Here is an 11,901-nt window from a genome sequence, read left to right as displayed (position 1 = left end):
ACCGTTACTCACCGAATTCGGGTGGCGACGTGACCGTCACCTGCGTGCCGAGGCCCACGTCCGTCGCGATCCGCATCGAGCCACCCATCGCATCGAAGCGGGCGAGCAGCGAGCCCAGCCCGATGTGGCCCTCCGCCAACGACTTCCCGACGACGGCGGGGTCGAAACCGGTGCCGTCGTCGCCGACGGTCAGGATCACGCGATCGCCGCGGTCCCGCAGGTCGACCCGCACCGTCGTCGCGCCGGCATGCTTGCCCACGTTGGTGAGCAGTTCACGGGCAGCCCGGTAGAGCAGCGATTGGCTCTGCGGCTTGCCGACTTCCTCGAGCTCGGCGATCACCTCGATGTCGTAGCGAGACTGGAACTGCCGCAACAACTCTCGAATCCCGGCGGTGAGGCCCAGCTGCGCAAGCACCTGGGGATGCAGCTCGGTGACGGTGGAGCGGAGACCCGTGGCCGTCTCCCGCAGCGCGGCGTACACCCTGTCCAGGGCGGGGTCGGGGTTGCGGTCGCGCGCCTCGTCGAGTTCCAGCCGCGCCGCCAGCAGCGTCTGCAGGGGACCGTCGTGCAGATGCTCGGCGACCTCGCGGTGCTGCCGCTCGTCGGACTCCATGGCCTCCGACACCAACTGCAGCCGCATCTGCTGCAGGGCCTCGAGACGCTCTGCGCGGCGCGCCAACACGAAGCTCAGCGCCGTCGTCGCCACCGCCAGCCACACCATGAACCCGAAGTGGGTGTAGACCATGTCCGGCAGCCCCACTTTGTCGTCGCGCTTGGAGTAGAAGATCCACACCGCGAGATAGCCGAACGCCGTGACGGCCCCGATGACCGCGGTCAAGCGGGGGCGATCCTGGAACGCCACCGAGATCGGCAGCAGGAAGAACACCGGGAGCAGGGCCGCGGTGGCGCCGCCGGAGACCAGACACAGCGCGACGATGACCAGGACGTCCACCGCGGTCGAGGCCCAGTCGGCCCACCGCGGCACCGGCCCGCGCAGCACCGCGACCAACCACGCCATCGCCGCCACGGCGTAACAGCCGATGATCACCGCGTACAGCCCGGGCAGCCAGTGGTCGACCTCCCAGATCCACACCAGGATCGCGATCAGGGCGATCAACGGCAGTCTCAGGATGGCCGACACCCGGACAGGTTCGGCGGCGGCATCACCCAGTCGCTGGATAAGCCGGGCCACGCTAGTCCAGCAGCTTGCGTCGCATCGCCTCCGCGACGGCGGCGGCCCGGTCGCTGACACCGAGCTTCTCGTAGAGCCGCTGCACGTGCGTCTTGACCGTCGACGGGGCGAGGAACAGTTCCTTGGCCATCGCGGGGATGCTGCTGCCACCGGCGATCAGCGCCAGCACCTCACGTTCGCGGGGACTCAGCACCGGCCCTTCGGGTTCGGCACGGCGGCGGATCTCCCCGGCCAGGCCGGCGGCGAGGCTCGGGGCGACGACGTCGCGGCCCTTGGCGCAGTCGAGGACCGCGTTGACCAACTCGCTGCGCGTCGACTCCTTGGGGAGGAATCCCGCGGCCCCGTCCTGCAGCGCGCGGTAGACGATCGCCGCCTCGTCGTGCGCGGAGATCAGCAACACCCTGGTGGGCAACTCGTCGCGCTGCACCGCGGCCGCGACGGCGGCGCCGTCCATGCCCGGCATCCGGTAGTCCAGCAGCGCGACCGCGGGGTTGTGCTCGCGGATCGCGGCCAGCGCGGCCGTCCCGTCGTCGGCCTCGGCGACCACGTCGATGGACCCGCTCGACTGCAGGGCGCGCACGACGCCCTCGCGGAACATCGGGTGGTCGTCACCGACCACCACCCGCACTCTGTCGATCTGAGCGCCGGTCACGGTCCCACCATGACGCTCAGCTTCGCACAGCGGCACGGGGTATTTCCGGATTCGAGGACGCCGGATCCAGCCGGGGAGGGCCATTGTTCACGCGTGTCATATCGTGACGGCATGGACTTCGCGATGTCAGCCAAAGGCCAGGACTACTACGGCCGGTTGACGGCCTTCATGACAGAGCACGTGTTTCCCGCCGAGGCGTCCTACGACGCCTACCGGCACGAGAAGGGCCCCGACGATCACACCGTCCCGCCCGTCGTCGAGGAGCTCAAGAAGCTCGCGAAGGAACAGGGTCTGTGGAACCTGTTCCTGCCGTCGGAGTCCGGCCTGACCAACCTGGAGTACGCGCCGCTGGCCGAATTGTCCGGGTGGAGCGGCGACATCGCGCCCGAGGTGCTCAACTGTGCGGCACCCGACACGGGCAACATGGAGACGCTGCACCTGTTCGCCGACGACGAGCAGCGCAAGCAGTGGCTGGAGCCGTTGCTCAACGGTGAGATCCGCAGCGCCTTCGCGATGACGGAGCCCGCGGTGGCCTCCAGCGATGCCCGCAACATCCAGACGACCATGCTGCGCGACGGTGACGACTACGTGATCAACGGCCGCAAGTGGTGGATCACCGGGGTCGCCGACCCGCGCTGCACGATCATGATCGTGATGGGCCGCACCAACCCGGATGCGGCCAGCCATCAGCAGCAGTCGATGATCCTGGTGCCCGTCGACACCCCCGGGGTCACGATCGAGCGGTCACTGCCGGTGTTCGGCTGGCAGGACCAACACGGGCACTGCGAGATCTCGTTCGACAACGTGCGGGTGCCGGTGTCGAACCTGCTGGGCGAGGAGGGCGGTGGCTTCGCGATCGCCCAGGCGCGGCTCGGGCCGGGCCGGATCCACCACTGCATGCGGGCGATCGGTGTCGCCGAGCGGGCGATGGCGTTGATGATCGACCGTGTACAGAAGCGCATCGCGTTCGGCAAGCCGTTGGCCGAGCAGGGCATGGTGCAGCAGCAGATCGCGTTGTCGCGAAACCAGATCGACCAGGCCCGGCTGCTCTGCCACAAGGCCGCGTGGACCATCGACCAGCACGGCAACAAGAGCAGGGAAGCGCAGAAGCAGGTCTCCCAGATCAAGGCGATCGCGCCGCAGATGGCGTGCGACGTGATCGACCGCGCCATCCAGGTGCACGGCGGCGCCGGCGTCAGCGACGACTTCCCGCTGGCCCGGCTGTACGCGTGGCACCGCGCGATGCGATTGTTCGACGGCCCCGACGAGGTCCACATGCGGACCATCGCGCGTGCCGAACTCGGTCAAGAGAAGTCCGCGTTCGCCGCGGCGGTGACGGGCTAGTGGTGGCCGACCGGCACGAAGGACGGGAACTCTCGGGAGCCTGGAACTTCCGCGACGTCTCCGAGCAGGCAGGCATCGCGCCCGGCCGGTTCTACCGGGCGAGCGAGTTGTCCAAGCTCGACGATGCCGGCCGTGCCGCGCTGGCGGGCTATGGCGTCACCGATGTCGCCGATCTGCGCACGCTGCGCGAACTCGAGCGGCACGGAGCCGGGTTGGTGCCTGCCGGCGTGGACATCCACCACCTGCCGTTCATCGAGACCGCCGCCTCCGACGATGAGGCCCCGCACGAGCACGCCTTCAAGCGGATGATGACCGACAAGCCCGAAGACGAGTCGGTCGCCGACGCCGCGGCGCGGTACATGACCGAGGAATACGGACGGATCGCCGGCGCCCCGCTGGCGCGCCAAGCCGTGCATCGCGTGGCCATGCTGCTGGGTTCCGGACGCCGGGTGCTCGCGCACTGCTTCGCGGGCAAGGATCGCACCGGGTTCACCATCGCGGTCGTGCTGGAGGCCGCCGGGGTCGAGCGCGACGCCATCATGGCCGACTACCTGCGCAGCAACGCCGCGGTGCCGCAGCTACGGGAGAGCATCCTGGCCACTATCCGCGAGCGCGCAGCCGAGGCACCAGAGGTGCTGGAGATGGCCGAGGCCCGGTTGACCGAGTCGGTGCTCGGGGTCCGTGAGGAATACCTCGACACCGCGCGCCGGACGATCGACACCGAGTTCGGTTCTCTGCGCGGCTATCTCGAGGCGGCGGGGCTCAGCGAGCAGGACATCGCCCGGTTGCGCGCCGCGCTCAACGACTGAGGCACGAGTCTTCCGCGCCGAAGGCTCCGCGCCGCGCCGAACGTACGGTTTATGACGAGTTCCGACTGATTTTCATCAGAAACCGTACTTTCGGGGGCCAGTGGGTCAGCCGTGCATGACCCACACGCCGATGCCCCACGCGACGGCGGCCAGCAACGCGCCCGTCAACTCCACCCCGACGGACAACGCCACACCCTTGAGGGCGTGCACGGTGGAGGCCCATGCCCTGGTGAGGTCGCGCCGGATCGCCAACTCGGCGGCGAAGACGCCCGCGACGAAGCCGATCAGCAGGCCGATGACGGGAATCACGAAGAAACCGACGAAACCGGCCAGCGCGCCGATCACCAGCACCGAGGTCCGGACGTCGGCCTGCCGCATGCGTTTCACCGGCCACGTGTACTTGATGACCATCGCGGCGGCGAACAGGGCCGCCGCGATGCCGAACGTCACCCACGACACCACGGTGCCCTCGACGAACGCCCACACGCCGATGGCGCCGATCACCAGCAATCCGCCCGGCAGGATCGGCAGGATGATGCCGGCAAGGCCGACGGCGATCGCCAGGGCGACGAGGACGATTCCGGCGGTGCTCACACCGTCGGCTCCAGGACGAGTTTCCCGTGCACCGCACCGTCGGCCAGGCTCTGCAGCGCCTGCACCCCGGCCGACAGCGGGAACCGCACCGGTGCAGGGGGTCTCAGACCGGCGTCGACGAGCTTGTTCAGCGCGGCACCGACCTCCGCCTGGGCTCCCGGGGTGCGGTTGACGAACTCGCCCCAGCCGACGCCGACGACGCTGACGTTGCGCAGCAGCAACCGGTTCACCTTCACGGTCGGGATGCCGCCCGCCGCGAAGCCGATGACCAGTAGCCTGCCCTCGGTGGCCATCGCGCGCACCGCGTCGTCGAACGCCTGACCGCCGATCGGGTCGACCACCAGGTCCACACCGCGTACGTCGGTGTGCTGTTTGACCGCATCGAGCCATCCATCGGTCAGCGGCAACACCACGTCGGCGCCGAGCGAGTCGACGAACTCGATGGCCGAAGGCCGGTGCACCATCGCAATGACCCTGGCGCCCAACGCCTTCGCGATCTGCACGGCGGCGGTACCCACCCCGCCTGCGGAGCCGAGCACCAGCACGGTCTCACCGGCGCGCAGCGCACCGCGGCGCTGCAATGCGAAGTACATCGTGTAGTAGTTGCCCAGCAGGCAGACGGCCGATGCGTCGTCGAGATCCTCGTGCGTCGGCACCACGCCCGACACCGGAATCGCCACCTGTTCGGCCCATGCACCGAGCAGGCTGAATCCCGAGACCCGCTGCCCGACAACGAATCCCGAATCAGCCGGGGCCGACCGTACCGTGCCTGCCACTTCGAGCCCGGGCACGAACGGCGGATCCATCCTCATCTGGTACTCGCCGCGGAGCATCAGCAGGTCGGGAAAGCAGACGCCGGCCGCACCGACGTCGACGACGACGTTGCCGGCCCCGCCGACGGGGTCGGGAACGTCGGTGTACACCAGCCCCGAAGGTCCCGACAGCTCTTGCGCGACAAGCGCTTTCATGGGTACGTCAGCCGAGGCTGAGGGTGGCCCGCTCGGCCGCCGACAGGTCGGTGATCTCGCCCCACTTGCCCGCGACGTCGTCGACCGAAGGCACGTCGGTGAACGTCACACCGGCGTTCTGGAACAGCGCGACCCGCTGCACCTTGCCGCCGCCGACGATGAACACCGAAGCGGTGTCGGGATTCTCCTCGGTGCACAGGTAGGCCACCACCGGGGCGACGTACTCCGGGGTCAGCTTCTCGAACACCTCGGGGGGCAGGATGTCCTGCGTCATGCGCGTCGCCGCGATCGGCGCGACGGCGTTGGCCTTGATGTTGTACTTGGCGCCTTCCTGGGCGAGCGTGTTGATCAGACCGACGAGGCCCAGCTTGGCGGCGCCGTAGTTGGCCTGGCCGAAGTTCCCGAACAGCCCGCTGGTCGAGGTGGCGACGACGACGCGGCCGAAACCGTTCTCCCGGAAGTGCGGCCATGCGGCGCGGATGACGTTGTAGCCGCCGTAGAGATGTACCTTCAGCACCGCGTCCCAGCTGCCGAACTCCATCTTGTGGAAGGTGCCGTCGCGCAGGATGCCCGCGTTGCTCACCACGCCGTCGACCTTGCCGAACTCGTCGATGGCGGTCTTGATGATGTTGGCCGCGCCCTCGGATTCGGCGACACTGTCATAATTCGCTACCGCTCGGCCGCCCGCGTCCTTGATCTCCTTGACCACCTCGTCGGCCATGGCCGAACCGGAACCGGTTCCGTCGCGCGCCCCGCCGAGGTCGTTGACGACGACGCTGGCGCCTTCACGCGCGAGGGTCAGCGCGTACTCGCGACCGAGTCCGCCTCCTGCGCCCGTGACGACGATGACACGATCCTGCACTCCTGGCACTGGTGTTCCTCTCCTGTGGGGGTCTCGCTGGTTGGGCGCGGGCCTGGCGCTATGGCATCAGAAGAGCTTGCGCGCCAGCTTCCACGCCTTCTCTGTATACGGCGGGTAGATCATCGCGGTGACATCGGGTCGGGTTGGCTTCGTCATCACCGACTTGCGGTGGCTGAACTCCTCGAAGCCGAACTTGCCGTGGTAAGCGCCCATCCCGGAGGGGCCGACGCCGCCGAACGGCAGTTTGTGGGTGGCGAAGTGGAAGACCAGATGGTTGACCACCATGCCACCGGCGGGCACCTCCTTGATCACCCGTTCGCGCACGGCCTTGGCCTTGGCGAACAGGTAGGCGGCCAGCGGCTTGGGCCGGGAGTTGACGAAAGTGATTGCCTCGTCGAGGGATTGGACTGTGACCACGGGAAGAATCGGCCCGAAGATCTCGTCGGTCATCAACGGCTCGTCGGGGGCGGGGTCGACCACGACGGTGGGCTGGATCTTCAGCGTCGACGCATCCGAACCGCCGCCGACGGCGACCCTGCCCTTGGTGGCGGCCAGGGCGGTGGTGAGCCTGTCGAAGTGGCGCTCGTTGACGATGCGCTTCCCGCCGGTGTTGCCCGCCTCGAACCCTTCGACGGCCTCCCTGATCTTGTCGACCAGCTTGTCGCGCACGGACGCCTCGGCCACCACGTAGTCGGGGGCGATGCAGATCTGGCCGGAGTTGATCAGCTTGGTCCAGGCGATGCGCTTGGCGGCCACGTCGATGTCGGCGTCGGCCGTCACGATCACCGGGCTCTTGCCGCCGAGTTCCAGGGTGACCGGCGTCAGATGCGGCGCCGCACCCTCGTAGACGCGGCGGCCGACCTCGGTGCCACCGGTGAACAGCAGATGGTCGAAGCCCTGGGCGATGAGTTCCTGGCTGACCGCGCCGTCGCCCTCGACCACGGCGATCGCGTCGTTGTCCAGGTATCGCGGCACCAGTTCGGCCATCAGCGCCGAGGAGGCCGGCGCCACCTCGGACGGCTTGAGCACCACGGTGTTACCCGCTGCGATGGCGCCGACGGCAGGGCCGAGGGTGAGTGCGAACGGGAAATTCCACGCACCGATGATGAGCACGGTGCCGTATGGCTCGTATTCGACCCAGGCCCGGCCGGGCAGCTGCGACAACTCCAGCAGGCGGTGGCGGCGCTTCATCCACTTGCCGACGTTCTTGGCCGCGAATGCGGCCTCACCGGTGGTACTGGCGACGTCGGCGAGCCAGGCCTCGAAGGGTGAGCGGCCCAGATCCTTTTCCAGGGCGTCGGCGACGGCGGACTCGTTGTCGGACATCAGCCGCTCGAGAGCGTGCAACTGTTCCTTGCGCCATTCGACGCTGCGGGTGCGGCCGGACGCGAAGGTCTGGCGGAGACGACGGACGGTCGCCGGGATGTCGACGACGTCGGGGCTCGTGGTCACCTGGGCGGGAGCGGCGGATTCGGTGGTCATGTTGGGGGGTCCTTCCTGACCTGCGGAGTACCCGAATGGTAACCAACCGGCCGGTTGGTGAACAGCGCCCGTACGGGGGTAAGCAGGATCCCGAAGGGGGTCAGACCCTTTCGCCGGTGACGAACGTCGAGAACGACTGCCCGTCGCTGTCGGCGATCTCCACGAACCGGCCGAGACGCCGCATCTCGTCGTTGGAGGACAGGGCGCCGGACCGCCAACCGTGCTCGGCCAGCCATACCGCGACGTCGGCGCGGTCGGGGTCTTCGTAGGTCAGTTCGGTGATGTCCATGGGCTGCACCCCGAACTGCGCGGTGAGCGAGGCGAACCGCTCCCGCATGCGCTCGCGGCGGTCCTCGGCGTGGATGCCCATGGTCTCCGCGGCGACCCGGCTTCCCGGCGCGGACAGTTCGGTGACCTGGGTGAAGAGTCGATCCTGGGCGTCGGCAGGCAGGTACATCAGCAGGCCCTCGGCCAGCCACGCGGTCGGCGTCTCGACATCGAACCCGGCTTTCACCAGCGCGGCCGGCCAGTCCTGCCGCAGGTCGACGGCGACTTCGCGACGATCCGCGGACGGTGCCACGCCGTGGCGGGCCAGGGTGGCGGCCTTGTACTCGAGCACCTTCGGTTGGTCGATCTCGTACACCGTGGTGCCGGCCGGCCACGGCAGGCGGAATGCCCGCGAGTCGAGTCCGGACGCCAAGATGACGACCTGACGGATACCGGCGTCGGCCGCCTCGGCGAAGAAGTCGTCGAAGAAGTGGGTGCGGACCGCCTGATAGTTGCCCATGTGCTGGAACATCGCGGCGATCTCGGCGTCGGTGTCAGCGATCTTGGCCATGAAGGCGTCGTCGAGCATGAACTCCCACGCTCCGGTGCCCGCGTCGGCGACCAGGATCTTGGCGTACGGATCGCGGATCAGCGGGTCGGGCCGGTCGGTCTCCGCGGCGCGGGCGGCGGCCACCATCACGGCGGTCGCCCCGACGCTGGAAGCGATGTCCCAGGTGTCGTTGTCGGTGCGCAGTGTGCTCATGCAGGGCTCCGTCTCATGTGACGAACAGGGATTACTTCGCCAGGCTATCTAATGCTCGGCGCGGTTCTCCCCCGCTGTGGCGCACACCACATCAGCGCAGGTCAGCCCACAGGCGATCCACAGCCGAGGCGCAGCCTGGCGTCAGTCGCCGAGCTTCCAGAGCCGGTTCGCCAGGAGTAGTTCGAGTTTGTGCACGACCGCACCGAGTTGCTCACGATCGCCGATGAAACCGGCGTAGAAACCCATGCCCCACAGCACCGCCACCAACATCTCCACGAGATGCCCGACGTCGGTGTCGGTGTTCAACTCACCGTTGGCGATGGCGTCGTTGACCGCCCAGGTCACGAAACTGCGCGAGTTCTGCAGCGAGTCGTGCTCGTCGGTGCTGAGTTCGGGATGGCGCTGAGCCTCCAGCACCGATGTCACGAGAAACGCCGCCGCGGAGCGGTCTTCGGCGTCGGACTGCGTCGCGACCGACAGGAAAGCCGACAGCCTGTCGATCAGGGCGGTCCGTTCATGCGCCTTGGCGATGCCCGCGCTAACAATCGTCGCGTTGGTCTGCTCCACCACCTCGGCCCAAAGGACGCGTTTGCTGGCGAAGTAGTGATTGATGGCCGGACGGGTCAGATCCGCACGGATGGCGATCGCCTGAAACGTCGCCGCGTCATAACCGAGTTCGCTGAATACCTCACGAGCAGCGCGCACGATGCGCTCCCGCGTTTCAGCGGCCTTCGCTGCGGGAGGACGACCTGGACCTCGACTCGCCGTATACGGCACGGTCAAATTGTGCCACACGTCACCGGGCCGGTGGCGACGGCACCCTCTCAGACGACCCGACCGTGACAATTCAGCAAATTCTCGATCGATGTCCGGTCACGCCCTCGGGCCTCCGGCGCGTCATTGACGAGTGAGCCGACGGCTGCCGAACTAGGGTTTCGGGGATGGGGGCTGTCGCGTCGCAGGAGGCGTATTTCGATGCCGGGCTGGATGTGTTGTGCGACCTCGGCTACGGCGGATTGAAGCTGGCCGAGGTGTGTCAGCGGCTCGGCGTCACGACCGGTTCGTTCTACCACTACTTCTCCAGTTGGTCGTCCTACACCCGCCAGCTTGTCGCGCACTGGCGTGAGGGCATGACCGTTGACATCCTGGAGGCCGTCCGGGCCGAGCCCGATCCGCGCAAGCGCATCGACACGCTGATCCAGGCCGGCCTCACGCTGCCGCACGGGGCGGAGGCCGCGATCCGGGTGTGGAGTTCCATCGACCCGCTGGTGCGCACGGTGCAGGCCGAGGTCGACCGGCAACGCTTCGAGGCGATGTACGAGTCGGCTCTGGCGATCCTGCGCAACGAGCGCCAGGCGAAGCTGTTCGCGGCGTGGGCGGTGTATCTGCTGGTCGGCTATGAGCAGGCGATCCTCCCACCGGACACCCCTGGCCTGGCGTGGATCGTCGCCCAACTGCTCGACTGCCTCGACTCCGGTCGGTTCGACTCGGTGCCCGACAGTGAGTGACCCGAGCGACGACGGGGACGTCCGGGCGGCCGCCGGGGTCGACGCGGACGGCGGGGCAGCGCCCGTCGAGCACGTCGTCGCCATGCTGCGCGAGCGCCTCTACGGCGCGATCTCGTGCCTGGCGACCCTCGCCGTGCTGACCCGCTACACGGGTGACGACACCAGCGGATGGGGACGCATGCTCGACGTCGCCGTCACGATGGGCAGTCTGTGGGCGGCCAGCCTGCTGGCGGACTGGGTCGCCCATCTGGGCGTGCACGAACAGGCGCCGGGCCGCGTCGAGGTCTGGCGGATGTTGCAGTCCTCCGGCCAGATCCTGCAGGCCAGCCTGCTTCCCCTGCTGGCGCTCGCGACCGCCGGCATCGGGGTGCTCGAGACCGACACCGCCATGTGGATCGCGAAGTGGATCCTCGTCGGCGAACTCGGCCTGATCGCCCTTGCCGCCGTTCGCAAGACCCGGTTGCCCCTGTGGCAGCAAATTGTGACTGTTGTCCTACTCACCGGCGTCGGGTTGCTGGTCATCGCCATCAAGGTCCTCGCCCACTGATGGTCGGCGGCGCGAACGGTTTCCGACACCGCGTCGCGCGGCGCATCCAACGGCGCGATCCGGAGAACGACGCACTGCGGCGTGCGCTGCGCGCCGCGCTGGTGGTGCCGTCGGCGGCGGCGCTGAGCATCGTCGTCTCCGGCGGCAACGCGCAGACGTCGCTGTTCACCATCTTCGGGTCGGTCGCGCTGCTGGTGTTCTCCGACTTTCCCGGTAATCGTCAGAACCGCGCGGTCGCCTACGCCGGGTTGGCGCTCAACGGGTTCGTGCTCATCACGCTGGGCACGCTGGTGTCCCCGCATCCGATTCCCGCGGTGCTGGCGATGTTCGTCCTCGGGGTGGTGGTGACGTTCTCGGGGGTGCTCAGCGAGACGATCGCCGCGGGCCAGCGCGCCACGTTGCTGACGTTCGTCCTGCCGGCGTGTACCCCGCCGGGACCGATCGGGGACCGCCTCCTGGGATGGACCATCGCGCTGGCGGTGTGCGTGCCCGCAGCGCTTTTCGTGCTCCCGCCTCGCCATCACGGCGCGCTGCGGCGGCACGCCGCCAAGGCCTGTCGCGCGCTGGCCGACAGGCTCGACGGACGCGCGTCCGCCGCCGAGGTCACCGCCGCGATGGACGCGTTGCGCGCCAACTTCCTCGGCGCCGATTTCCGGCCGGTCGGCCTGACCGCAGGCAGCCGGGCCCTGGTGCGGGTCGTCGACGATCTCGAGTGGGTCACCGACCGCACGGGGCAGAAGGCCGGCGCCGCGCTCGCCGACATGAAGGACCCCGCGGTGCGGGTGCTACGCGACGCGGCCGCGGTGCTGCGCATCACCCGGGTCGCCAGGCGCGACGCGGCCCGCGCCGACCTCGACGCGGCCCTGGTCGAGTTGCGCACGGCGGCGCGCGGCCGCTACCGCGAGGACCTCTC

The 11,901-nt window shown here is 68.6% G+C and carries 12 protein-coding genes and 1 pseudogene; 5 read left to right on the top strand and 8 right to left on the bottom strand.

The genetic code is table 11. The features are described from left to right. Positions 1-4 precede the first annotated feature (4 nt). Together H7I57_RS16925 and H7I57_RS16920 are read right to left on the bottom strand one after the other, a co-directional pair. Positions 5-1,192 carry a sensor histidine kinase gene (locus H7I57_RS16925; protein WP_264024804.1) on the bottom strand — a complete coding sequence of 396 codons (1,188 nt, stop codon included), beginning with the start codon at positions 1,190-1,192 and terminating at the stop codon, positions 5-7. A 1-nt stretch (position 1,193) separates the two neighbouring features. Further along, positions 1,194-1,844: a response regulator transcription factor gene (locus H7I57_RS16920; protein WP_264024803.1), complete on the bottom strand. Its 651-nt coding sequence runs from the start codon at positions 1,842-1,844 to the stop codon at positions 1,194-1,196. Positions 1,845-1,955: 111 nt separating this feature from the next. Here H7I57_RS16920 and H7I57_RS16915 point away from each other — a divergent pair, with 111 nt between their 5' ends. Both H7I57_RS16915 and H7I57_RS16910 read left to right on the top strand, forming a co-directional pair. Continuing rightward, positions 1,956-3,188: an acyl-CoA dehydrogenase family protein gene (locus H7I57_RS16915; RefSeq protein ID WP_275081354.1), complete on the top strand. Its 1,233-nt coding sequence runs from the start codon at positions 1,956-1,958 to the stop codon at positions 3,186-3,188. A 2-nt stretch (positions 3,189-3,190) separates the two neighbouring features. Next, positions 3,191-3,997, top strand: coding sequence for a tyrosine-protein phosphatase (locus H7I57_RS16910; protein WP_264024802.1), 807 nt, complete (start codon positions 3,191-3,193; stop codon positions 3,995-3,997). A 105-nt stretch (positions 3,998-4,102) separates the two neighbouring features. Here the strand turns inward: H7I57_RS16910 and H7I57_RS16905 are convergent, their stop codons facing one another. From H7I57_RS16905 to H7I57_RS16880, 6 genes are all read right to left on the bottom strand, one after another. After that, positions 4,103-4,591, bottom strand: coding sequence for a DUF456 domain-containing protein (locus tag H7I57_RS16905; protein WP_264024801.1), 489 nt, complete (start codon positions 4,589-4,591; stop codon positions 4,103-4,105). Then, positions 4,588-5,559 (bottom strand): NADPH:quinone oxidoreductase family protein, encoded by a 972-nt coding sequence (locus tag H7I57_RS16900; RefSeq protein WP_264024800.1) that lies wholly within the window; start codon positions 5,557-5,559, stop codon positions 4,588-4,590. Before H7I57_RS16900 ends, H7I57_RS16905 begins: the two co-directional genes overlap by 4 nt. A gap of 7 nt (positions 5,560-5,566) precedes the next feature. Continuing rightward, positions 5,567-6,430 (bottom strand): SDR family oxidoreductase, encoded by an 864-nt coding sequence (locus H7I57_RS16895; RefSeq protein WP_264024799.1) that lies wholly within the window; start codon positions 6,428-6,430, stop codon positions 5,567-5,569. A gap of 57 nt (positions 6,431-6,487) precedes the next feature. Further along, a complete protein-coding gene (locus H7I57_RS16890; protein ID WP_264024797.1) occupies positions 6,488-7,903 on the bottom strand; it encodes an aldehyde dehydrogenase family protein in 1,416 nt (471 codons plus the stop codon). A 100-nt stretch (positions 7,904-8,003) separates the two neighbouring features. Further along, the gene (locus H7I57_RS16885) at positions 8,004-8,933 is read right to left on the bottom strand and encodes a class I SAM-dependent methyltransferase (RefSeq protein WP_264024796.1); all 930 of its coding nucleotides are present in this window, start codon (positions 8,931-8,933) and stop codon (positions 8,004-8,006) included. Between the two features lie 141 nt (positions 8,934-9,074). Beyond that, a complete protein-coding gene (locus tag H7I57_RS16880) occupies positions 9,075-9,710 on the bottom strand; it encodes a TetR/AcrR family transcriptional regulator (RefSeq protein ID WP_264024795.1) in 636 nt (211 codons plus the stop codon). A 164-nt stretch (positions 9,711-9,874) separates the two neighbouring features. On the opposite strand from H7I57_RS16880, the gene H7I57_RS16875 reads away from it, so the two are divergent. The 3 genes and pseudogenes from H7I57_RS16875 to H7I57_RS16865 all read left to right on the top strand — a co-directional run. Beyond that, the gene (locus tag H7I57_RS16875; RefSeq protein ID WP_264024794.1) at positions 9,875-10,441 is read left to right on the top strand and encodes a TetR/AcrR family transcriptional regulator; all 567 of its coding nucleotides are present in this window, start codon (positions 9,875-9,877) and stop codon (positions 10,439-10,441) included. 82 nt (positions 10,442-10,523) lie between these two features. Beyond that, positions 10,524-10,988 carry a hypothetical protein gene (locus H7I57_RS16870; protein WP_264024832.1) on the top strand — a complete coding sequence of 155 codons (465 nt, stop codon included), beginning with the start codon at positions 10,524-10,526 and terminating at the stop codon, positions 10,986-10,988. Continuing rightward, positions 10,988-11,901: pseudogene (locus tag H7I57_RS16865) on the top strand (FUSC family protein); the annotation flags it as partial. The gene H7I57_RS16870 and the pseudogene H7I57_RS16865, both read left to right, overlap by 1 nt.

The organism is Mycolicibacterium pyrenivorans (assembly GCF_025821625.1).
GTDB classification, from domain to species: Bacteria; Actinomycetota; Actinomycetes; order Mycobacteriales; family Mycobacteriaceae; genus Mycobacterium; species Mycobacterium pyrenivorans.
The sequence above is the reverse complement of the archived record's forward strand: the minus strand, read 5'-3'. Positions and strand labels throughout refer to the sequence as shown.

Bases quoted from the DNA above. Each gene is read 5' to 3' on its own strand.
- H7I57_RS16885 (WP_264024796.1), bottom strand. From the start codon at position 8,933: ATGAGCACACTGCGCACCGACAACGACACCTGGGACATCGCTTCCAGC.
- H7I57_RS16875 (WP_264024794.1), top strand. From the start codon at position 9,875: ATGGGGGCTGTCGCGTCGCAGGAGGCGTATTTCGATGCCGGGCTGGAT.
- H7I57_RS16900 (WP_264024800.1), bottom strand. From the start codon at position 5,559: ATGAAAGCGCTTGTCGCGCAAGAGCTGTCGGGACCTTCGGGGCTGGTG.
- H7I57_RS16915 (WP_275081354.1), top strand. From the start codon at position 1,956: ATGGACTTCGCGATGTCAGCCAAAGGCCAGGACTACTACGGCCGGTTG.
- H7I57_RS16890 (WP_264024797.1), bottom strand. From the start codon at position 7,903: ATGACCACCGAATCCGCCGCTCCCGCCCAGGTGACCACGAGCCCCGAC.
- H7I57_RS16870 (WP_264024832.1), top strand. From the start codon at position 10,524: ATGCTGCGCGAGCGCCTCTACGGCGCGATCTCGTGCCTGGCGACCCTC.